Raw genomic sequence first — 21,322 nt, 5'->3', positions numbered from 1 at the left:
TTCGCGACCCTGTCCGCCGGCGGAGCCGGTTACGTCTCGGCGCGTCTTCCCGCGTTGCGCAGGGCCTTGCGGAGCGCGGCGATCTCGGTGGACGACATCTGGTCCACGAAGTGGGTCAGCGCCACCGGCCGGTCCTCGCTGGTGCTCAGGGCGTCCTCCATGAGGGCGGCCGAGTACTCCTCCCGGGTGCGGACCGGTTCGTACAGCCAGGCCCGGCCGTCCTTCTGCTCGCGTACCAGCCAGCCCTTGCTGTGCAGGATGTTGGCCACGGTCATCACGGTGGTGTAGGCGACGGGCCGGGTCCGGTTGATGTCGTCGACGATCTCGCGCACGGTCGCCGGGCGCCTCCACCTCCACAGACGGTCCATGATCTCCGCCTCCAGATCGCCCAGCCGTCGCATGCCCAGCGTCTCCGTTCTGCACCGCGGTGATAAGGGGGTCATCGTAAAGGCTGCGGTACGGCCGGTGGGGTGGCCCGGGTCAGGACGGGCCCGCCCCGCGCGGCCTGCCGGGCGTGCTGCGGGACGCGGCCGTCGAGGCCGGCCCGGGCGACGGGGCCCCGGACCGTGACCGCGGCCCGCACGGTGCCCGTCAGAGCCGGCGCAGACTCGACAGCACCCGCTCCATCAGCGCCTGCGGCGGGGCATCGCCCGCGGCGGTCGCCGTCTCGTGGACGATGACCATGCCGCGGTCCGCCAGGTCACCGAGGAGGACCTTGGCCACGCCCAGCGGCACCGCGAGGAGTGCCGCCACCTCCGCCACCGACCTGGGTTCGCGGCACAGATCGAGCACCGCGCGGTCCCACGGGGTGACGGTGTCCGGCTCGCCGTCCGGGCCGGCGGCGGTGACCAGGGTCTCGACCTCGAAGTGGTGGTGCGAGCTGGTCCGGCCGCCCGTCCACACGTAGGCGCGGACGAAGGCTGCCGCCGCCGCCCCCGGCTCCCACGTGGCCTGCTGGTGGCCCGTCGGTGCGGAGGGCGGCGGCGCGGCCTCGTCGTCGTGCGCCGCGGGCCGTGGCGTGTCACCGGCGCCGGAGGTCTTCCGCCGGCGCCGTGGGGTGCCGAAACTGAACGCGTTGAGCACGTCGGCGAAGGTCTGTGCGTCCTCCGCGTCCTGGTCTCTTCGAGGGCCGGGCGGCCCTTCACCGGTGCCCATGGTCTCCTCGTCCGGGCTAGCGGGCCGCGGCCTGCTGGAACTGCTGCAGCTCGGTGCGCAGTTCCGGGGTCAGCAGCTCGCCGACCTGGTCGACGAGCACGGTCATCTCGTAGGCGATCTGGCCGATCTCGCAGTCCGGAGCGGCCAGCGCGACCAGGCAGGACCCGTCCCGGACGGACATCATCAGCATGTTGCCGTGCTCCATCTGGACCACGGTGCGCAGCGCCTTCCCGGTGTCCAGGCAGTCGGCGGCCCCCTGGATGAGGCTGACGGCACCCGCCGCGACGGTGGAGAGCTGTTCGGCACGGTCGCCGGGCAACTGGTCCGACGCGGTGAGCAGCAGTCCGTCGGCCGAGATCACCACGGCGTGCGCCACCTGGGGAACGCGTTGCGTGAAGTTGGTGACCAGCCATCCGAACTGGCTCACCTCCGGGGACTGGGGTGAGGTCATGGGTTCTTCCTGCCCGTTTCCGATGAGTTGTGCGTCTGGTCGGGCTGTGTCCGACGGATGCCCGACTGGTAGCTGCTGAGGAAGTTCTGGGCGCGGTCGGCCTTGGTGCTCGCGGCCGCCCCGTCCCCGGCGGCGGTCCGCTCGGGCCCGGCCGGAGCGGACCGGGTGCGCGGCACCCTTCGGGGCAACCCGGCCTGCGTGCGCCCGCCCGGCCGGCCGGGGGGCTCCGCCGCGTCGCACCCGGCGGCGAGCCTGTCGGCGGGAGCGGGAGCGGGAGCGGGAGCGGGAGCTGGTGCGGGTGTGGGTGTGGGCGTCCGCGGGACGGGGGCGGGCTCCGTCGTCGCGGTAACGGTGAACCACGACGGGGCGGCGGGTTTCCGGGCCGCGTCGTCGGCCGCGCCGTCGTCGGCCGGTGCGGGAGCCGTCGTCGTGGTGGCGCCGACCGGCTGCCGCGACGGGCGGGACGCCGGGCCGGCGGGGTCCTTCCGGCCGCCGCGTGTCCGTACCGGAAGCGCGCCCGCGGGGTGTTCGGACGCAGTGCCAGGCTGGTCCGCGCCGGTCGCCGGAGCCGGCGCCTGCGCCGTGACCAGCTTCGCCGGTACCCGTACACGTGCCCGCAGTCCCTTCGCGCCCGGCCGCGAGCTCAGGCTGACACCGATGCCGTGCCGGTCGGCCAGGCGGCCGACCACGAGCAGGCCCAGCTGCCGGGACGCGGGGGTGTCCGCGGCGGTGCCGGTCGCCACGCGCCGGTTGGACCTGGCGAGGTCGCCGGCGCTCATCCCGATCCCCTCGTCCTGGATCTCGATCAGCAGCGAACCGTCGCCCTCCAGGGCGCCCCCGACGACCACCTGGGTGTGCGGCGGGGAGAACGCGGTGGCGTTGTCGAGCAGTTCGGCGACCAGCCGCCCCAGGTCACCGGCCGCGTACCCGATCACGTCGACCGCGGGGCCGGGCTGGACGAGCACGCGCCGGTAGTGCTCGATCTCGGAGACCGCACCCCTCAGCACGGTGTCCACCGCCGCGCTCTGGGAGGCGCGCACCAGGGTGCTGCCGCACAGCACCATCATGTTCTCGTTGTTGCGCCGCATCCGCGTCGCCAGGTGATCGAGCGTGAAGAGGCTGGCCAGTTGCTCCGGGTCCTCCTCGTGCCGTTCGAGCTGCTCCATCAGCCGCAGCAGCCGGTCCACCAGACTCTGGCTGCGCCGGGAGAGGTTGACCAGGGTGTCCCTGAGGTCGCCGCGCAGCGCGGCCTGCTCCGCCGCCAGCCGCACCGCCTCGGCGTGCACCGTGTCGAACGCTCTGGCGAGCTGGCCGAACTCCTCCGTGGTGTGGACCGGTACGGCGTCGACGACGGTGCTCGCCTTTCGCCCCTCGCGCATGTTCTCGACCGCGGCGGGCAGCCGGTGCTCCGCCACGTCGAGGGCGGTCGAGCGCAGGACGGTCAGCGAACGCAGCAGATGCCGGCCGATCCCGAGACCGATGGCGAGGGCGAGCAGCAGCACCGCGAAGAGGACGACGGACGCCAGACCCGCCTGGTCGCTCGTCCGGTCCTGCATCCTGGCGGACGTGGTGCGCATGGTGCGGAGGAAGCCGTCCGCCGCCTTGTCGACCAGGGCACCGGTGGTCTCCGAGTCGCGGTTCCAGCTGTCGACCGGGACACGCGGCGACGTGGCGGCGTTCTCCTGCGCGGGCGGCCTCCGGAGCGCGGCCAGCGCGTCGCTCACCACGTGCGCGCGGCGGCCGACGGCCGGTCCGGTGACGGTCCGCCGGTAGTCGCCGAGCTCCGCGGGGGTGGCCACGGCCCGGAAGGCGGCGAGGCTGTCCCGCAGGCGCAGGTCCGCCTCCTGCAGCGCGTCGAGGAGTGCCGGGGCCGCCGGCCGGCCCCGGCCGGCGGCCAGCAGCAGGATCGCGTGTTCGAGATGGATCTGCTCCTCGGCCCGCTCCAGGCCGTACAACGCGGTGGCCGACCGGGTGAGTTCCGGGCTGATGAACCGGTTGCCGAGTGCCTGGTCCAGATCGAGCAGTCCCGTGATGATCGTGCCGTAGTCGTCGAGCGCGGTCCAGGAACCGATGCCGCCCGACGCCACCTGCGCGCGCAGGGCAGGCAGCCGGGCGAGGAGGCCGACGGCGTCACGGTAACGATTCGCCGCGACGCCCGTGAGGGGGACGCTCTGCTTCTCCGTGCGGGCGACGGCGGTCCGCGCGCTGTCGACGCTCCGCGTCTGCTGCCGCAGGCCGGCGGGATCGTCGACGGCGCCGGCGGTGTCGGCGCTCAGCAGCTCGACGGACATCGTGCGTTCCATCTGCAGGGCCTGCAGCAGCGTCCGCAGCTGACCACGCATCCTGACCAGGCGTTGCAGGTCCGCGTACGAGTTCGCGCGGGTGACGTCGCCATGGATCTGCACGACGCCCAGGCCGACGGCGAGCAGGGCGGGTACGAGCAGCACCGCCGTCAGTTTCACGAGAAGCCGCCAGTTCCGCCACTGCACGAGCGAAGCCCACAGGGACGGTCGTACTGGGCGCGTGGTCGTATGCCCGGCCGCGGTCACGCGATGAACTCCGTACTCGGAACAGCTTGCTTGCAGGGACCTGTCACGATGGTGTTCTCTCCCGGGTGCCCGCCCTCGGTGTCCCGATCCGACAACTGCTGTGGAACCGAGGCGAGCTTAGGGCAGCGGGGCAAACGGCAACAATGCCGTTCGCCGGCCGCGCCGCCGGCGAATCGAACCGTTACCCACAGGTTCTCCTGATTTCGCGGGTCGGTCGGCGACTCCGTTCGGACGCCGGTCGTTTCGGTGACCGCCGGGCAAAAAGAAGATCAAGCCGCCCGCGGTCCGCGACTTCCCGGGGCGGTGAACACCCCACGGCGTCGAATGGGTGAACGGTTTCCGGGAGCACGTCGGGACGTCCGTGCGGGTTTTGCCGCTCAACGCCCGCACAGTGGGACGTCGGTTGACGGTACGCGGTATCTCACTACACTCTCCTCCGCCTGGGGGCCACGGTTTGCCGCTTCCCTCACTCGACGCGGAAGAGCGTCCGTGTGCCCTCCTGCCCGCATCCCAGGAACGAGGAACGTGACCAGACCGGCAGGGGCGCCCGCCTCCGAAGTGTCCGAGCGGCCTGCCGGGCGGGAGTTCAGCGGGCTCCGGCACGAGGACGAGCCCGACTTCTCCGCGATTCAGCAGAGCGCGGAGTTCGCGCGGCTGCGCAGACGGATTCGGTTGTTCGTCTTCCCGATGAGCGTGCTCTTCTTCTGCTGGTACATGACGTTCGCTCTGCTGTCGGCATATGCCCACGGGTTCATGAGTCGCAAGGTGACGGGCGAAATCAACATGGGCACCGTTCTCGGCCTGATGCAGTTCGCGTCCACGGCCGCGATCGTCCTGGCGTACCGGCGATTCGCGGCGAAGAAGCTCGATCCGGAAGTGGACAGGATCCGGGAGCCGGCAGGGGGCGACAAGGAATGACAGGGCAGATCGCCGCCGGACCGGCCGGCAGCCCCGCGCTCAATCTGGGCGTCTTCCTGCTATTCGTCGTCATCACTCTGTTCGTCGTCTACCGGGTCACCAGCAGAAACCAGACGGCATCCGACTACTACGCGGCGGGCAGCGCCTTCACGGGTGCGCAGAACGGCATCGCGATGTCCGGGGACTTCCTCTCCGCGGCCTCCTTCCTGGGAATCTCCGGGGCGATCGCCGTCCATGGTTACGACGGATTCCTCTACTCCGTCGGATGGCTCGTCGCCTGGCTGGTGGCCCTGCTGCTCATCGGGGAGAGACTGCGCAACACCGGGCGGTTCACCATGGGCGACGTGATGGCCTTCCGCATGAGGCAGCGCCCGGTGCGGGCCGCGGCGGCCAACGCGACCCTGGTGATCACGTTCTTCTACATGCTCGCACAGATGGCCGGTGCCGGCGGGCTGGTCGCCCTGCTGCTGGACGTGCACACCAGGGGCGGACAGGCGCTGCTGATCACCGGTGTGGGCGTCGTCATGCTGCTCTACGTGCTGGTGGGCGGGATGAAGGGCACGACCTGGGTGCAGATCATCAAGGCCGGCCTGCTCCTGGTCTGCGTGACCTTCATCAGTGTGTTCATCATCGGAAAGTTCGGTTTCAGCTTCTCGGCGCTCCTCGAACAGGCCACGCACAACAGTCCGTTGGGTGAGCGGCTGCTGGAGCCGGGCAGCCTGTACGGCCACGACGCGACGAGCCGCCTCGACTTCGTCTCACTGGCCCTGGCGCTGGTCCTGGGCATCTCCAGCCTGCCGCACGTGCTGATGCGCTTCTACACCGTGCCCGACGCCAAGGAGGCGCGCAGGTCGGTGGTGTGGTGCTCCTGGTCGATGTTCACGTTCTACCTGGGCATCCTGGTGGTCGGTTACGGCGCCACCGCCCTGGTGGGTTCGGACGCGATCGTGCACGCCCCGGGCGGGGAGAACTCCGCGGCGCCCCTGCTCGCCTTCCGGATCGGCGGGGTCGTGCTCCTGGGCGTCGTCTCGGCGGTCGCCTTCGCGACGATCCTCGCGGTGGTGGCCGGTCTGACCCTGGCCGCCTCGGCCTCGTTCGCCCACGACGTCTACGCCAACGTGATACGGCACGGCAAGGCCGATCCCCGGTCCGAGATCCGGGTCGCGCGTCTGACGGCGGTGGTGATCGGTCTGCTGGCCATCGTCGGCGGCATCGTGGCCGACGGCCAGAACGTCGCCTTCCTCGTGTCGCTGGCCCTGGCGCTCGCCGCGTCCGCCAATCTGCCGACGATGCTCTACACGCTGTACTGGAAACGCTTCAACACCTCGGGGACGCTGTGGAGCATCTACGGCGGGCTGGTGTCCTGCCTCGTGCTCATCGTCCTCTCGCCGGCGGTCTCCGGGACTCCCACGTCGATCGTCAAGAGCGTCGACTTCCACTGCTTTCCGCTCATGAATCCCGGGGTCGTGTCGATTCCGCTCTCGTTCGTGTGCGGATACCTCGGCACCGTGCTCAGCAGGCGCCCCGCGGATCCGGACAAGCAGGCGGAGATGGAGGTCCGGGCGCTGACCGGAATCGGCGCCCGGCGGTAGCCGGTCGCGACAGGACCGGCGGCGCCGTGCCTCCGCCGGGCCGCCGCGCTGTCCTCGGCCCGCCGTTCCGTGGGCGGGCGGCGAGGTCACACCACCTTGCCGGGTGCCCCCGTCCTTCCCCTGTGCCCTCTCCTTCCGTCGTGGCCGTCGTGGCCTTCCCGCCCGTCGATTCCGTCTCTCCCGTGACGGCCGGGCCTGCCGTTCTTGCCCGGCGGGCCGGAGGGGCCGCGCGGGCCGGGGGCGCCGGAGGGGCCCGGCGGGCCGGAGGGGCCGGGGTCGGCGTAGTAGCTCTGCAGGTCGGTGTTCTGCGTCCACATGTCGTCGATCTGCATCTGATGGACGACGAGTGCGGCCGACTGCGCGACGAGCGCGGTGCCCAGCGCGGCGCCGAACACCAGGGGGCGCCACGGTCTGCGCAGCAGTTCCTTCAGGTTTCTCACAATGTCTCTCACGCTGTGTGACGACGATAAGTGCGGATGGCGAGGCGTCGGAGAGGGCGGGCCCCCTCGTGGAACATCGGGGGCGGCGCCCGGTGGTGCGCCGGGGCAGCGCGGAGGACGGGGCCCGCAAGCCCCGTCCCCAGGGTGTCGACCCGGGTTCGGCTCGGGGTCAACGGGTGCTGGTCGGCCGGGGCGTGGCTACCGCGTTCTGCCCGTCCTTGCCGTCCTTGCCGTCCTTCCCGTCCTTGCCCTGCCTTCCGTCGAGTCCGTTCGTGCCGTCCTGTCCGTCCTGCCCGTCCTTGCCGTCCACGCCGTCCTTGCCGGGCGGGCCGGCGGGGCCGGACGGGCCTTCGGGGCCGGGCGGACCGGAGGGACCGACCTCGACCTGGTGTCCTTGCAGGTCCATGTGTTGCGCCCGGAGAGAGTCGATCTCCGAGTCCTGTACGACGAGTGCGGCCGACTGTACGACGAGCGCGGTGATCAGCGCCGCGCGGAGAACAAAGGGGCGCTGCGATCGCAGCATTTCGTTTACGCTTCTCACTTTATTCCTCACGCTGTGTGACGGCGAAAGTGTAGAGGGAGGGGCGCGGCAGAGAGCGGATCTTCGCGTGGAGTGTCTTTGCCGGTGGCCGGTGGGTCGCGTCCGGGGGTGCCGCGGTCGTTCCGGGGCGGGTTTCGCTTGACAAAACGGGACGTCGTTCCGGATAGTAATCGGGACAGTGTTCCGTTTCGTCTGCCTGCGACCGGACGCAGAAGGGAACCGCTCCTCATGAGTGCAGCCGCCGACACCGACACCGGCATCGCCGTCCTCGGCCCGCCCGCTCCCGTCCTCTCGTACAGCCCGGTGACCCTGTCCGTGCCCGGACGTCCCGTGGACCTCCAGGTCCGCGTCTCCGCGCCCGCGACCGGGACCGGTCTGCCCGTCGTCCTGCTCTCCCACGGGCACGGCGGTTCCAACAACCTCTCCTCGCTGAACGGGTACGCACCCCTCGCCAACCTCTGGGCGGCCGCCGGGTTCGCCGTCGTCCAGCCCACCCACCTCAGCTCGCGGACCCTCGCCAGGCGGCTCGCCGACGCCCCCGGAGCCCCCTTCTTCTGGCGCTCACGCGCCGAGGACATGAGCCGCATCCTCGACCGGCTCGACGAGATCGCGCACGCCGTGCCGCAGCTCGCCGGGCGCCTCGACCACGACCGGATCGCGGTCGCCGGGCACTCCCTCGGCGGCCATACCGCGAGCCTCCTGCTGGGCGCCCGGACCACCGACCCCGACACCGGGGCGGAAGTCGACCTGCGGGACCCCCGGATCGGGGCGGGTGTGCTGCTCGCCGCACCCGGCAGGGGCGGCGACGTCCTCAACGGGTGGATGGCCGAGAGGGTGCCGTTCTTCCACGGCACCGACTTCTCCACGATGACCGCACCCACCCTTGTCGTCGCCGGCGACAAGGACGACTCCGCGCACTTCACCGACATCGGCCCCGGCTGGCACGCCGACCCCTATCACCTCGCCCCCGCCCCCAAGACCCTGTTCACCCTGTTCGGCGCCGAGCACCTGCTCGGCGGCATATCGGGATACGACGCCGGTGAAACCACCGACGAGAACCCCGAGCGCGTCGCCGCCCTCGGCCACCTCACCGCGGCCTACCTGCGCACCCAGCTCCGGTCCGACCCCTACGCCTGGCAGAAGGCGTGCGAGGTGCTGACGACCGGAGCTGCCCCGGCGGGGCGGGTCGAGTGCAAGTAGGCCGCCGGGGGAGAAGACGGGGCGTACTTGTTTGACGGCTTGTCAAATATCTTTACTGAAAAGGGCATTGGCGATCGCGTCAGGGCAGCGGAAGAACGTACGCGCTCCATTTCCGCGGTGTAGCTTCTACCCGTCAGTAGAGGTTTGAGCAACGGGGGACGCGTGGTTGCCTCTCCGCATACCGAGAAGTTCGCCGCCCGTCTTCGGATGCTGAAGGACCGCAGCGGCCGGGGATACGACCGCCTCGGCAAGGAGGCGGGCGTCAGCGGTTCCAGCCTGCACCGGTACTGCTCCGGCCTCAGCGTCCCGGTGGACTACCGCGTGGTGCACGCCTTCGCCAAGGTGTGCGGCGCCGACGCGGAGGAACTCCGCGAACTCCACCGGCTGTGGGCGCTGGCGGACACCGACCGGGACGCGCCGGCGCCCGTGGCCGACGTACCGGAGGACGCCACCCCGCCGGAGACCGGGCGGACGCGGCGGTTCCGGTTGCCCGACAAGCTGTCCCCGCGGGCCGCGGTCCTGGCCGCCGTGGTCGTGGTGGTGCTGGTGGCCGGCTTCGTGTGGCTGCCCGGCAGCGCCCCCGACGGTGCGGCGCCGGCGTCCGGTGACAGGGTGCTGGACTCCCCGGCCTGCAGGACCGTGAGCATGGGGCAGCACGACGCCTGCGTGCGCGAGGTGCAGACCCTGCTGACGCGGGCGAAGGGCAAGCTCGCCGTCGACGGCGACTTCGGGCCGGAGACCCTGCGCAGGGTGACCGCGTTCCAGGTGCTGGCCGGGCTGCCGGCCACCAACGTGGTCGACGACGCGACCAGGAACGCGCTCTACGCGCAGCGGGTGAGCATGACGACCTGGCCGCCGGCCAGGGTGGCGGAACGGATCCGTGAGGTGTTCACCGAGGATCCCGGCACCGCCGTGGCCGTCGCCCGGTGCGCGTCGTTCCTCGACCCGCTGTACGTGCTGCCGAACACCAACGGCAGCCGCAACTGGGGTGTGTTCCAGATCTCCGACGCCCGGCTGCGGGACCTCGACGGCACCCCGCTGCGGGCGTTCGACCCGGACTGGAACATCAGGGCGGCCCACCGGCTGTGGAGCGTCCGGCACGACTTCCACGACTGGCCCTCCTGCGAGGCGGCGCTCAGGAGCACACCCGGCGGTACACCCGGCAACACACCGAAGGGCACGCCGAAGGGCACGCCGAAGAGCACGCCGAAGAGCTCACCGGCGGGCTGAAGCCCGGAGCTCCGGGTACCGAAGCGGCGGTACCCGGAGCTCCGCTCCCCCGAGAGCGGCGTCAGACCGTGCCGTCCTCCCACCACCAGTCACGGCCGAGGTCGGCCCTGCTGTCCACGTGCTGGTGGTCGACGGTGTACGTCTCAAGACCGGAGAACCCGCAGGTCTCCGCCTTCTGGTAGACGGTCTTGGTGGCCACCCCGGGCACGTCCAGGTCGGCCGCCGTGCCGTACAGGTGCATGCTGTCGCTGGCCCCGCCGATCTCGGCGTTGTGCGCGATGCTGCGGAAGCCGGAGTTGACCGTGATCGGCTTGTCGCCGAGCTTCTTGCGCAGCGCCTCCAGCTTGTACATGCAGCGGCGGACGTTCTCCTTCACCTGGGAGGCGCTCAGCTTGCCACCGTTGAAGGTGCCGTCCGACTGGTTCACGAACTCGCTGAAGTTGAAGTGGAGCGTGGAGCCGTCCGACTGCTCCAGCGAGTTGAGCTTCGCCTGGGTGTTGGCGCCGACCTCGGCGTCGACGCTGAGACCGTACGCCGCCTGGAACCGGCGTACGGCGGCTGCCGTACCGGGGCCGAAGTCCCCGTCGATGCTCACCCGGCTGTGGCCGGCGCTGTCCGCCGCCCAGCCCGCGATCCGGATCTGCAGTTCGGTCACGTCGGCGCCGGTGGCGCCCTGGGTCAGCGTGCGCGACCAGGAATAGGCCTGCGCGGTGCCGGAGAACAGCAGCTGGCCGAAGGCTATGCCGGCGCCGGCGGCCAGCGTGCCGCGCAGCATGGTGCGGCGGTCCAGGGGACGGGAGGAGGAGGTCATGGTCGTCCTTTCGAGCTGTCGGGGAGGTCAGTAGGCGATCTGGAAGGTGACGTTCTGCGCGTCGATGTCGTAGGCGTGCACGCGCAGGACGAAGTGGGTGCCGTCCTTGACGTCGGTGGCGACAGTTCCCCACTCGGTGCCGTGCGTGGTGTAGGCGTCACCGTTGTTGCACTTGGTGGTGTGGTCGACGAACACCACGCAGGCGTCCAGGTACACGCCCGGTTCGTCCGTGACGAGCCGCAGGTTGATGTCGTTGCACCGCGAGGACGTGGTGTAGGTGCCGTACTCCTTGGCGGCCGCCTGGTAGTGGTACGTCAGGGTCTTCGCGCCGCCGTAGCAACTGGTGGCGGCGGCCGAGGCCGCGGGGGCCTGTGCCGAGGCGGGCACGGCGCCCGCGCCCAGCAGGGCGGCCGCGGTGCACAGGGCCGAGGCGAGCGTTCTGTTGCGGATCATGGTGGTCTCCGTACGGCCGGCGGGGTCAGAAGGCGATCTGCAGGACGGCGTCGTCGCCCTCCAGGGGCACGCCGTTGGGGACGGTGAACTTGGTGCCGTCGAGCACGTCGGTGGCGATGGTCGTCCAGCTGCGGCCGACCTTGGTCCAGCGGTTGCAGGTGCCGGTCTTCGCGAACTTCACGCAGGCGTTCACGTAGTCCGCGGTGCCGCCGGTGACCCGCATGTTGATGTCGGTGCAGCGGCTGGTGGTCCAGTAGGGACCGAAGTCGACGACATCCCCGTAGCGCACCGTCACCGCCCCGCCGTAGCAGGTCGTCGCGGCCGCGGTCACCGACGCGGTGGTGGCGACAGCGGTGCTCCGGTTGGCCAGCCGGTCCAGGTCGGCCTGGGTGCCGTTGAACACGTCGGCGGTCGCCGGGGCCTTGATGCCGGGGAACAGCGCGGCGTCGGTGTACTGCCACATCGCCCAGGTCGTCGAGCCGTTCGGCAGCGGCGGCTGGGTGATCGACTGTCGGTAGTCGGCGAGTTGCATCGGATACCGGGCGAACGCCGTGGTCGATCCGAGGCAGTCGTCCAGGAAGGACTTCTGCGTGTAGATGACCGGAGTACGGCCGAAGGCCGCCTCCACCGTGTCGAGCCAGGCCCTGGCGTCGGCCACCGTGCCGTAGGTGGGACAGCGCCCGGTGCCGTCGTCCATGCGCTCCAGGTCGAACACCGGCGGCAGGTCGCCCGCGCGCTGCCCGGTGTAGCCGGTCGCCCGCACCGCGGCGATGAACCGGTCGGCCTGCGCGCCGCCCGTGTCGGCCGCGGTGCCCGTGTAGAAGTGGTAGGGCGCGACGGCGAGTCCCGCCGCCCTGGCCGCCGGCAGGTCGGTGGCGAGGTATTCGTCGGTGACGTTCAGGCCGCGGGTGGCCTTGATCGTCGCGAACTCGACGCCCGAGGCCCGTACGGCCTTCCAGTCGATCGGCGCGCCGCCCGGGTGCTGGTACTTGGCCGTGTCCAGACCGTCGATCGGGTAGCCGGCCGGACGCGGTGGCGTGCAGTACGCGTTACGGGCGGACCAGTCGGTCAGCTTCGCCCAGGTGTTGGGGCCCACGACGCCGTCGGCGCTCAGGCCCGCGCAGTGCTGGAGCTCGACGACCCGGCCCTCGGTGCCGCCCCCGAAGTCGCCGTCGATCGTCAGCGGCGGGTAGTGGAAGGGCTCCATGGCCAGGTTCAGCCGGCACTGCAGCTCCTTGACCTCGACGCCGTTCGCGCCCTCGCGCAGGGTCGGGCGGGTGTCGGTGTGGCCGCACACCGCCGCCTGCGCCGTGGCCGACGTGCCCGGGGTCGCACAGCTGTGCGGTGCGGCGGCCCAGGTGTTGAGCGCGGCCCAGGTCTGCGGGCCGAGCACGCCGTCCACGCCCAGCCCGGCACACGCCTGGAACTCCTTGACCCGCGTCTCCGTCGCCGGGCCGAACGAACCGTCCGCCGCGATCGGCGTGTACCGGCTCGGCTTCGTCGCGAGGTCGAGTTCGCACTGCGCCTCGACCGTGGGATCCCCCGTCGATCCCTGCCGCAGCGTGGGCTGTTCGCCGGTGTGCCCGCAGACCGCGGCGGCGGCCGTGGCGGTGGCGGTGGCCGCGGACTGGGCCGCGTGCACCGCCGTGGGTCCGTACAGGGGCAGGACCGCTGCCACGGCGAGGGTCAGACCCCGCAGTAGCGTCCTCCGTCCCATCTGTGTTCCCCCTCATGTGAGTTGGCCGGGAGGCCCCGGCCCGGTCATGCTGGCAGCGGCTGTCCCGCGGGCCGGAGCCCCTCGCCCCGGATCGGGACGCCGGGACGGTCCCGCGCCGGTGACCTGCGGGGACGGAGGGCCGCTGGGACGAGCGTGGGACACGGGCCGGGGAGGACCGGGCGGACGCCCCTCACCGGCCGGCCTCGGCAGGGGACGGCCGACGCCCCCGACGGCCGCAATGGGCGCGGTGGTCGCGGCGGTCGGCAGGCGTGACCGCCCCGCAGGTCGGGTAGCAACGTCGTGTTTCGCGGCCGCTCGCGGGGACTGGTGTGAAGGGGGAGCTCAGGGTGTCGGACGACGGCCCGCCGGACGGCTGGGAGGCGCACGAGCGGCGGTTGTGGGAGGCGTACCGGCGGGGCGAGTGGTGCGAGGACGTGCCGGAGGTGCGGGCCGAGGCCCTGCGGTGGCTGCTCGTCGCCGCGCCGCGCCCGGTGCCCGGGCGGCTGGCCCGGCTCCGGCTGCGCGGCGCCCGGATCACCGGCACCCTGGACCTGGCGGAGGCGGCCGTCCGGGGCGCGATACGACTCGACGCCTGCCGCTTCGACGAGGTGCCCTGCTTCGACGGCGGGCAGTTCGGGGTCCTGCAGCTGAAGGACTGCGCCCTGCCGGGGCTGAGCGCGGCCGGGGCGCGGGTCGGCCAGGAGTGCGAGTTCGTCGGCTGCACCCTCGACGGCACCCTCGACCTCCGCTCCCTGACCGTCGGCACGCATCTGCTGCTCGACCGCTCGACCGTGCACGCGCCCGAGGGCACGGCAGCCGTCGACGCGCAGTCGCTCGCCGTCGAGGAGCACCTCTCGGCGACTGGCCTCGTGTGCACCGGGCCGGTCCGGCTCAAGAGCTCCCGGGTGCAGGACACCCTCGGCTTCCGCGGGGCCCGGCTCCAGGGCGAGCGGGCCTGCCTCCAGGCCCCCGAACTGACCGTGGGCGGCGGCCTCTACCTCGACCGGGGGTTCTCCGGCGACGGCGGGATCAACCTGTACGGCGCCTCGATCGGCGGTTCCCTGCACCTGGAGGACGCCACCCTGACCGGCCCCGACGAGCAGGGCGGCGAACCCGCCCTGCAGCTGCTCTGCGCGTCGGTCGGCGGCGACATACAGGCCGGCTCGGGGCTCGCCGTGCGGGGCAGCGTCGACATGCGGGACACCTCGGTGCGGGGCAGCGTCGTGCTGCGGCGGGCCCGGCTGCACCATCCGGCCGGCACCGCGCTCCGCGCCCACCGGCTGCACGTCGGCGGCGACCTCGACTGCCGGGACGGCTTCGTCTCCGAGGGCACCGTGGACCTCTGCGACGCCCGGGTCGGCGGCTCGGCCCTCTTCGAGGGCGCCGAACTGACCGGCCGCGCCGGGGCCGCCGCCCTGCGGGCCAACGGCATAGAGGTGGGAGCGGAGTTCAACTGCTGCGACGGGCTGACCGCGCACGGCCGGATCTCCCTCAGCAGCATCACCGTACGGGCCAGGCTCTGCTTCGAGAACGCCCTGCTGGACGTCCCGGCGGGGGAGCGGGCCCTGATCTGCCGGCGGTCCGCGGCCGCCGAGCTGACGCTGAAGCCCCGCGAGGCACCGCGCGGTGTCGTCGACCTCAGCCACACCCGGGTCGGCGTGCTCCGCGACGACCCGGCCGGCTGGCCCCGCTCGCTGGTCCTGGAGGGCCTCGCCTACGACAGCACCAAGCCGGCGCTGCCCGGGCACCGCCGGCTGACCTGGCTCGACCGCGACCCGGCCGGCTTCGCACCGCAGCCCTACGAGCAGCTGGCCGCCAGCTACCGCCGCCACGGCCGGGATGCCGACGCCCGCCTCGTCCTGCTCGCCAAACAGCGCCGCAGGCGGGCCACCCTGGCCTGGCCCGCCCGGCTCTGGAGCCTGCTGCAGGACCTCACCGTCGGCTACGGGTACCGGCCGCTGCGCGCGGTGCTGCTGCTCGCCGTCTGCTTCACCGTCGGCACCGTGCTCTTCGCGACCTGGCCGCCACTGCCCTACGGCGACGGCACGCCCCCGGACTTCCAGCCGGCCGTGTACACCCTCGACCTGCTGCTTCCGGTGGTCGACTTCGGGCAGGAACGGTCGTACAGCTCCCACGGCGCCATGCAGTGGGTGGTGGTCGTCCTGGTCAGCGTGGGCTGGGTCCTCGCGTCCACGGTCGTGGCGGGGGCCAACCGGGTCCTGCGCAGATCCTGACCGCGCCGGAGCGGCGGGGCCCGACCGTCCTGCCCGAACTCGGTGGGAACAACGGGGCAACCATGTCCGTCCTTCGCCTGTCCAGCAGATGTGACACCGCATCAGGACTCGCCGTACGGAGGCGGCGGGCCGTCGATCCCGAAGGGGGATCCCATGCGCATCCGCCCGGCCGTCGCCGCATCGCTCGCCACCGGTCTTGCCGTCCTTGCCGCGTCGGCGGCTCCCACCGCCGCCCTGGCGGCGGACCGCGCCGCATCGAGCGGCACGGTGTTCTCGCACGTCGTCGTCGACGGCGGCAAGGACATCGTGCTCGGCCTCACCACCAAGAAGACCGTCACCATCACCTGGACGGCGACCGACCCGGACGGCGTCGCCGCCTCCTGGGCCTACCTGTGGCACGGCCCGAACACCGACGACGCCGACGGCATCCTGCCGCTCTACCCGCCGCCGGGCACCTGCACGGTGTCGGCCACCGACCCGACCACCGCCACCTGCAGGGTGAACTTCACGGTGGACGCCGCGCGGGACCTCGACCACAACGGCCTGGCCGGTACCTGGAAGGTGCTCGCCGGTGCCCAGGACCGCACCGACGACTGGACGGAGATCGACGCGGCGGGCACGGCGCGGGTCAAGCGGCTCGCCAAGGTCACGGTGAACGCCTCGCCCGAGCCGGTGAAGAAGGGCAGAACCGTCACCGTCACCGGCAGGCTGAGCCGGGCGAACTGGGAGAGCGGCAGCTACACCGGCTACCAGGGGCAGTCCGTCAAGCTGCAGTTCCGCAAGAAGGGCAGCTCCACCTACACCACCCTGAAGACGGTCGCCAGCGGCGGCGCCGGAGCGCTGCGGACCACCACCAAGGCCAAGGCCGACGGGTACTTCCGGTTCGTCTTCGCCGGTACCGCCACCACCGGCCCGGCCACGGCGGCCGGCGACTTCGTCGACGTCAGGTGAGCACGGCCGCCCCCGCGCGGGCCGGGAGTGGTCCCGGTCCGCGCGGGGGCGGTTCGCCGTTCGGCGGGGGGCGTCAGCCAAGGAGCTTCGTCGCCAGCGTCGAGGCGTTGTACGAGCCCCAGCCGGTGGTGAAGTCCCAGCCGGTGGCCGCGGAGTAGGCACCGTTGCTGCCGCTGGTGATGTCGTGGAAGCCGGTGCCGCTCGCCGCGTAGAGGGCCGGGTTGGCGAAGCCGAGGCCGGCCTTGCCGTTCGCCGCGGCCTGCTGGTTGTAGAGGGCCGCGAACGCCGCCCACTCGGGGGCCGCCGCGCTGGTGCCGCCGACCGAGGACCAGGAGCCCTGCGAGTAGATGGAGACACCGGGGCTCGGGTTGGCGTGCGCCGAGACGTCCGGGACCTGACGGTAGCCGCCGCCCGCGCTCTTCTGGACGGCCGTCTGCCAGCTCGGGATCTTGAAGACGGAGGACCTGCCGCCACCGCCACCGGACCAGGCCACCTCCTTGGAGAAGGCGTTGGACGAGGTCACGGTCAGCTTGGTGCCGCCGACGCCCGTGACGTACGGGTCGCTCGCCGGGTAGTCGACGGAGGTGCCGCCGTCGCCCGCGTCGTCGGAGCCGTCGTCACCGGAGGCCGCGTAGAAGCCGAGGCCCTCGGCGGCGCCCGCCTTGAAGACCGCGTCCACCGCGTTGATGTTGGAGGTGGTGCGGGCGGACTCGGCCGCGCCCCAGCTGATCGAGGTGGTCGGGATGCCGCTGTCGACGATGGCCTGGTACGTGTCGACCTCGCCGGCGTCCGAGTTGGGGCCCTCGAAGACCGTCACGTTCGCCTTCGGGGCGATCGCGTGCAGGACCTCGATGTCCAGCTCGACCTCGACCTGGCCGTCGCCGAGCGAGCCGGAGCCGCCGTCGACCTTGGACACGGTCGGGGTGGGCGAGCCGAGGCTGTAGTTGGTGTCGTACTTGGTGATGTTGGACTGCTGGAAGCCGTCGAACTCCAGGAGCGCGATCTTCTGCCCGCTGCCGGTGTACGTGCCGGAGACGTTGTAGCCGCCCTTGAGCTGGGCCGGGGTGTAGCCGCCGCCGGGGCCGTTGTGGGGGGAGACGGTGTGCGGGGTCGCCTGGTGGTGCAGCTGGACACGGTTGTTGAGGCCGGCCACGTCACTGACGATGGCGGCGAGGGAGGACGGGAGCGTCGGCGCGCTGTCGTTGGCGTAGAACGAGCGGCCCGTCGCGGAGTCCTTCCAGGTCGACAGCCGGGTGCCGAACGCCTTCTGCAGCTGGGCGGCGGTGCCGCTGGCGTCGACGAGCAGGTTGCCGGAGTGCACCTTGCCGACCGTGACGCCCTGTGAACGCAGGTAGTCCTTCAGCTGCTTGACCTCGGCGTCGGTCCGGCCGAAGCGGGCCGCGAACCGGCCCTTCGTCAGGTAGTGGCCGTAGGCGGCCGAGTGCGGGTCGCTGACCTTCGCTATGAAGGTGTCGAGGGCGCTGCCGCCTCGGGGGGCCAGGCTGATCGCCACCGATATGCGCTTGCCCGAGCCGACGTCGCCGGTGCGGGAGGCGTCGTGCCCCAGGCCGGGCAGCACGTCCCCGGCGACGGCGGCCCGGGCGGTGTGCGGGGCGTCGGCCGCGTAGGCGGCGGGGACGACCGCCGTGATCAGCGCCGGCGCGGCGACCAGACCGAGCAGTTTCAGGCGTGACTTCACCGAAGTTCCTCCGGAGGGTGGAGAGTGGGGGGTGGGGAGTGTTCCGGAAGGGGAACGGGATCACCGTAGGAACTGCGGCCCCACCCCCGTAAGCGGGGGAACCCTTGCGTTGTGTGTTAACTGCCGATGTCACGTCAACGGCGTGTGTCGAGCGGACGGGGGAGCCGGGCCCGCGCGACCTGACTGACCGTCACGGGCTGTGCGCCGGGACCGGACCGGTCGTCGTCGGTGGTGTCCACGGCCGCCGCGCCCGAGGCGATGACGGCGACCGCCATCGCGTGCGCCAGCGCGGTGCGGGAGCGGACGCCGACCTTGCGGTAGACCCGCGACAGCGCGCCCTCGACCGTCTTGACGCTGATGAACAGCTCGGCGGCGACCTCCCTGTTGGTCGCCCCGCCGCCGACCAGTTCGGCGATCCGCGCCTCCGTGGGCGTGAGGTCGGGCCCGCCCGCGCCCGCTTCGGCGCCGCGCTCCCCGGCCGCCAGCCGGGCCAGTTCGTCCCTGGCCCGGGCCGCGAGCGGGGCCGCGCCGATCCGGGTCGCCGTCTCCAGGGCCCCGGCGAGCGCCTGCCGGGCCGCGGTCCGGCGGCGGGCACGGCGCTCGACCGCACCGAGCGCGATCAGGGTGCGCACCAGCTCGACCGGGAGCGGCAGCCGGCGCAGCCGGTCGACGGCGGCGCGCAGTCGGACCGCGCCCTCCCGGGCCCGGCCGAGTCCCGCCTCGCGCAGTCCCTCCGCGCGGTCCAGCGCGGCCAGGACACTGCCGGGCGCCCCGTCCGGCACTCGCGCGCGGGCGTCGTGGAGCACCGCCCCGGCCGCCTCGGTCTCGCCGAGCACGACCAGGGCCTCGGCCAGGTCGCCGTACCAGTGCAGCAGCGGCGGGTCGGCCGCGCACATCGCCTCACCGAGCTCCCGGACGCGTTGCAGCGCCTCGACGGCGGCCGCCGCGCCGCGCGGATCGCCGCCGAGGAGTTCGGCCTGCCCGAGGACGGCGAGGGCGCGCAGCAGGAACAGCCGGTCGCCGTCGGCCTCGGAGGCCCGGACCGCCCGTGCGGCCAGTCGGCGGGCCTCCTCGGGGGTGCCGCCCGCGGTCGCGGCGAGGGCCGCCGCGTACAGCGCGGGAGCCGCGTCGGCCAGGGCGCGCGAGCAGCGGGCAGCGGTGCGCAGTGCCTCCCGGCAGTGGCCGGCGCGCACCTGGATGCGGGTCAGCGCGACCAGGGTGGCGACGGTGTCCTCGGCCCCGGCCGGTTCACCGGTCGCGGCGAGCAGCGGGAGGACCTGGGCGCGGGCCTCGGTCACCCGGTCGGAGTCCAGGGCGAGGATCGCCCGCATCCGGATCAGCCGCCGGCTCTCCGGGCCGCGGGAACGCTCCGCCGGAAGCGCCGCGACATCTGACGGTGCCGCGATCTGCCGAATGCCGGCCGCGGCTTCGTCGTGGCTGGTCGCGCAGTTCCCCGCGCCCCTTCGGGGCGCTGTCGGTGTCGCGCGGTCTGTCGGGTCGCTTCGGGGTGTTGTCGGTGTCGCGCGGTCTGTCGGGTCCGCTCGGGGTGTGGTCGGTGTTGGGTGGTCTGTCGGGTCGCTTCGGGGTGTTGTCGGTGTCGCGCGGTCTGTCGGGTCCGCTCGGAGTGTGGTCGGTGTTGGGTGGTCTGTCGCGTCTCCTCGGGGTGTGGTCGGTGTTGGGTGGTCTGTCGGGTCGCTTCGGGGCGCTGCCGGCGTCGCGCAGTTCCCCGCGTCCTTGCGGGGTGCTGTCAGCAGGGTCAGTGCCTCTGTCAGGGCCGCGTCGGCGGCGAGCGGGTCGCCGGTCAGGGAGTGCACCCGGGCCAGGGTGGCGAGGGCGTCGATCCTGGTCCCGGTGTCACCGGTCACGGCCGCCTGCCGGGCGTGCTCGGCCGCCTCCGCCAACTCCCCGCACAGCAGGCCCCGCACCGCGGCCCAGTGGTGCAGCCGGGCCTCGGAGCGCGGATCGCCGGCCGCGTCCCGCAGGCCGTCCGCGATCAGGTCCGCCGCGCCGTCCAGCGCCTGCCCGGCGCATTGCAGCAGGACCAGCCGGGCCCGCACCCGCATCGCCGCCGAGCCGGACCGGGCGAGCACGGTCCCGGCGGCCTCGCCCGCCTCCTCGGTGCGCCCGGCGTCGCAGGCGTACTCGGCGGCGGCCAGCAGCCGTTCGGCACGTTCCGCCGGGTGGGCGGCCGGGGTGCGGCGGGCGGCGAGCGCGGCCAGTTCGAAGGCGGTGCCGGAGGCGCCGCCGTGGCGTGCGGAACCGGCCGCCGCCATCAGGGTGCGGGCGGTGTCCTCGTCCTCGTAGGGACGGGCGAGCGCGAGATGGCGGGCCCGTTCCACGGGATCGGTCACCGCGCGGGCCAGCAGCGCGTGTGCCTGCCGCCGTCCCTGCTCGGAGGCGTCGGCGTGCAGGGCGGCCCGCAGCACGGGATGGCGGAACCGTACGAGCCCGTCGGCGTCGGCGGTCGCGATGCCGAGCCGTTCCGCCTCCGCGAGGTCGGCGGCCGGGTCCGCGAAGCCGGCCGCGCGCAGCAGGGTGAGACTGGGGCGGGTCGCGGCGCTCGCGACGAGGAGGGTGCGCCGCACCGGCTCCGGCAGCGTGCGGGCCTGCTCCAGCAGGAGGGTGCGCAGCCCCGGGGGCACCGGTGGCAGCGCGCCGAACCCGGCGGCCGCCGGGGCATGCCGGGCGGCACGCCCCAACTCCCGTGCGTAGGAGGGGTTTCCGGCCGCGGTCCGCTGGACCGCCCGGAGCAGTGCCGGGGGCAGGTCGGCGCCGAGGTCGGTGCGGACCAGGTGGGCCGTCTCGCCGTCCGTCAGGGGCGGCACCGGAAGTTCGACGGTGTCGGGCGGGCAGCAGCGCAGCCGTTCGGGCCGGTGGCCGTCCGGCACCCGTTCGGCGGCGAGCATCCGTATCCCCGGGGCGTCGAGCCGTCGTACGACGTGCGCGAGGACCTCGGCGGTGGGTTCGTCGAGCCACTGCAGGCCGTCGACGACCAGCAGGACGGGGCCCTCGGCAGCCAGGGCGCGCAGCGTGTCGCGGACGGCGACGCGCACCGCGAGCAGGCCGCGGCCGTCCGTGGGTGCGCCGCCGCGCAGCAGGGCCGACCGCAGCGCCGCCCGGGGCTCCGGCGGCAGGCTCTCCAGCCGGCTCTGGGGGACCCGCGCGAACAGGTCGACAAGGCCGGCGAAGGGCAGCCGTTCGTCCGCCTCGGCGGGCGCGCAGTGCAGGACGGTCCCGGCGGCCGGATCCGCCGCGAGGGCCGCCACGAGCGCGGACTTGCCGATGCCGGCGGGACCGTGGAGGAGCAGTCCGGGGCGGTCCACGGCCTGGGCCCGGGCGGCGTCGAGAAGCGCTCGGCGCCCGGTCAGTTGCATGTGTTCA

General features: G+C 72.9%; 17 protein-coding genes. 6 read left to right on the top strand and 11 right to left on the bottom strand.

All coding sequences use genetic code 11. The features are described from left to right. Positions 1-29: 29 nt before the first annotated feature. The 4 genes from AB0472_RS01450 to AB0472_RS01435 all read right to left on the bottom strand — a co-directional run bounded on the left by AB0472_RS01450 (position 30) and on the right by AB0472_RS01435 (position 4,095). Positions 30-401: a BlaI/MecI/CopY family transcriptional regulator gene (locus AB0472_RS01450; RefSeq protein ID WP_366352352.1), complete on the bottom strand. Its 372-nt coding sequence runs from the start codon at positions 399-401 to the stop codon at positions 30-32. A 190-nt stretch (positions 402-591) separates the two neighbouring features. Further along, a complete protein-coding gene (locus AB0472_RS01445) occupies positions 592-1,155 on the bottom strand; it encodes a DUF742 domain-containing protein (protein ID WP_366352350.1) in 564 nt (187 codons plus the stop codon). Between the two features lie 16 nt (positions 1,156-1,171). Beyond that, a complete protein-coding gene (locus AB0472_RS01440; protein WP_366352347.1) occupies positions 1,172-1,606 on the bottom strand; it encodes a roadblock/LC7 domain-containing protein in 435 nt (144 codons plus the stop codon). Further along, entirely contained in the window at positions 1,603-4,095 is a 2,493-nt protein-coding gene (locus AB0472_RS01435; protein WP_366352345.1) for a nitrate- and nitrite sensing domain-containing protein, read from the bottom strand. Before AB0472_RS01435 ends, AB0472_RS01440 begins: the two co-directional genes overlap by 4 nt. A 585-nt stretch (positions 4,096-4,680) precedes the next feature. Here AB0472_RS01435 and AB0472_RS01430 point away from each other — a divergent pair. Then, positions 4,681-5,073: a DUF485 domain-containing protein gene (locus tag AB0472_RS01430; RefSeq protein ID WP_366352344.1), complete on the top strand. Its 393-nt coding sequence runs from the start codon at positions 4,681-4,683 to the stop codon at positions 5,071-5,073. Continuing rightward, positions 5,070-6,665, top strand: coding sequence for a cation acetate symporter (locus AB0472_RS01425; RefSeq protein ID WP_366352342.1), 1,596 nt, complete (start codon positions 5,070-5,072; stop codon positions 6,663-6,665). Before AB0472_RS01430 ends, AB0472_RS01425 begins: the two co-directional genes overlap by 4 nt. 86 nt (positions 6,666-6,751) lie before the next feature. On the opposite strand, the gene AB0472_RS01420 is transcribed toward AB0472_RS01425, so the two are convergent. Further along, positions 6,752-7,117 (bottom strand): hypothetical protein, encoded by a 366-nt coding sequence (locus AB0472_RS01420; protein WP_366352340.1) that lies wholly within the window; start codon positions 7,115-7,117, stop codon positions 6,752-6,754. 157 nt (positions 7,118-7,274) lie between these two features. Beyond that, positions 7,275-7,628: a hypothetical protein gene (locus AB0472_RS01415; protein WP_366352338.1), complete on the bottom strand. Its 354-nt coding sequence runs from the start codon at positions 7,626-7,628 to the stop codon at positions 7,275-7,277. Positions 7,629-7,874: 246 nt separating this feature from the next. Here AB0472_RS01415 and AB0472_RS01410 point away from each other — a divergent pair, with 246 nt between their 5' ends. Further along, positions 7,875-8,846, top strand: coding sequence for a chlorophyllase (locus AB0472_RS01410; RefSeq protein ID WP_366352336.1), 972 nt, complete (start codon positions 7,875-7,877; stop codon positions 8,844-8,846). Between the two features lie 162 nt (positions 8,847-9,008). Continuing rightward, positions 9,009-10,076 carry a helix-turn-helix domain-containing protein gene (locus tag AB0472_RS01405; RefSeq protein ID WP_366352334.1) on the top strand — a complete coding sequence of 356 codons (1,068 nt, stop codon included), beginning with the start codon at positions 9,009-9,011 and terminating at the stop codon, positions 10,074-10,076. 61 nt (positions 10,077-10,137) lie between these two features. Here the strand turns inward: AB0472_RS01405 and AB0472_RS01400 are convergent, their stop codons facing one another. Genes AB0472_RS01400 through AB0472_RS01390 form a run of 3 tightly spaced genes read right to left on the bottom strand, consistent with a single transcriptional unit; the run spans position 10,138 to position 13,057 of the window. Then, the gene (locus tag AB0472_RS01400; RefSeq protein ID WP_366352332.1) at positions 10,138-10,887 is read right to left on the bottom strand and encodes a D-Ala-D-Ala carboxypeptidase family metallohydrolase; all 750 of its coding nucleotides are present in this window, start codon (positions 10,885-10,887) and stop codon (positions 10,138-10,140) included. Positions 10,888-10,914: 27 nt separating this feature from the next. After that, a complete protein-coding gene (locus tag AB0472_RS01395; RefSeq protein ID WP_366352330.1) occupies positions 10,915-11,340 on the bottom strand; it encodes a hypothetical protein in 426 nt (141 codons plus the stop codon). Positions 11,341-11,365: 25 nt separating this feature from the next. Next, positions 11,366-13,057, bottom strand: a complete 1,692-nt coding sequence (locus AB0472_RS01390) for a GH25 family lysozyme (protein WP_366352328.1) — start codon at positions 13,055-13,057, stop codon at positions 11,366-11,368. 347 nt (positions 13,058-13,404) lie between these two features. Between AB0472_RS01390 and AB0472_RS01385 the strand changes: the two genes are divergently transcribed. After that, on the top strand, positions 13,405-15,291 hold the full coding sequence (locus AB0472_RS01385; protein WP_366352326.1) for a hypothetical protein: 1,887 nt from the start codon (positions 13,405-13,407) through the stop codon (positions 15,289-15,291). Between the two features lie 153 nt (positions 15,292-15,444). Further along, the gene (locus AB0472_RS01380) at positions 15,445-16,242 is read left to right on the top strand and encodes a hypothetical protein (RefSeq protein ID WP_366352324.1); all 798 of its coding nucleotides are present in this window, start codon (positions 15,445-15,447) and stop codon (positions 16,240-16,242) included. 73 nt (positions 16,243-16,315) lie between these two features. Here the strand turns inward: AB0472_RS01380 and AB0472_RS01375 are convergent, their stop codons facing one another. Then, positions 16,316-17,941 carry a S53 family peptidase gene (locus AB0472_RS01375; RefSeq protein ID WP_366352322.1) on the bottom strand — a complete coding sequence of 542 codons (1,626 nt, stop codon included), beginning with the start codon at positions 17,939-17,941 and terminating at the stop codon, positions 16,316-16,318. Positions 17,942-18,075: 134 nt separating this feature from the next. Continuing rightward, positions 18,076-21,315, bottom strand: coding sequence for an AAA family ATPase (locus AB0472_RS01370; protein ID WP_366352320.1), 3,240 nt, complete (start codon positions 21,313-21,315; stop codon positions 18,076-18,078). Between the last annotated feature and the right edge of the window lie 7 nt (positions 21,316-21,322).

This window comes from Streptomyces sp. NPDC086777, assembly GCF_040702065.1.
Lineage (GTDB): Bacteria > Actinomycetota > Actinomycetes > Streptomycetales > Streptomycetaceae > Streptomyces.
Note: the sequence above shows the minus strand (reverse complement) of the source record. Positions and strands in the feature narration are given on the sequence as shown.

Excerpts from the sequence above, each read along its gene's own strand:
- AB0472_RS01440 (WP_366352347.1), bottom strand. The coding sequence starts at position 1,606 with ATGACCTCACCCCAGTCCCCGGAGGTGAGCCAGTTCGGATGGCTGGTC.
- AB0472_RS01415 (WP_366352338.1), bottom strand. The coding sequence starts at position 7,628 with ATGCTGCGATCGCAGCGCCCCTTTGTTCTCCGCGCGGCGCTGATCACC.
- AB0472_RS01390 (WP_366352328.1), bottom strand. The coding sequence starts at position 13,057 with ATGGGACGGAGGACGCTACTGCGGGGTCTGACCCTCGCCGTGGCAGCG.
- AB0472_RS01370 (WP_366352320.1), bottom strand. The coding sequence starts at position 21,315 with ATGCAACTGACCGGGCGCCGAGCGCTTCTCGACGCCGCCCGGGCCCAG.
- AB0472_RS01395 (WP_366352330.1), bottom strand. The coding sequence starts at position 11,340 with ATGATCCGCAACAGAACGCTCGCCTCGGCCCTGTGCACCGCGGCCGCC.
- AB0472_RS01400 (WP_366352332.1), bottom strand. The coding sequence starts at position 10,887 with ATGACCTCCTCCTCCCGTCCCCTGGACCGCCGCACCATGCTGCGCGGC.
- AB0472_RS01380 (WP_366352324.1), top strand. The coding sequence starts at position 15,445 with ATGCGCATCCGCCCGGCCGTCGCCGCATCGCTCGCCACCGGTCTTGCC.
- AB0472_RS01410 (WP_366352336.1), top strand. The coding sequence starts at position 7,875 with ATGAGTGCAGCCGCCGACACCGACACCGGCATCGCCGTCCTCGGCCCG.
- AB0472_RS01425 (WP_366352342.1), top strand. The coding sequence starts at position 5,070 with ATGACAGGGCAGATCGCCGCCGGACCGGCCGGCAGCCCCGCGCTCAAT.
- AB0472_RS01450 (WP_366352352.1), bottom strand. The coding sequence starts at position 401 with ATGCGACGGCTGGGCGATCTGGAGGCGGAGATCATGGACCGTCTGTGG.
- AB0472_RS01445 (WP_366352350.1), bottom strand. The coding sequence starts at position 1,155 with ATGGGCACCGGTGAAGGGCCGCCCGGCCCTCGAAGAGACCAGGACGCG.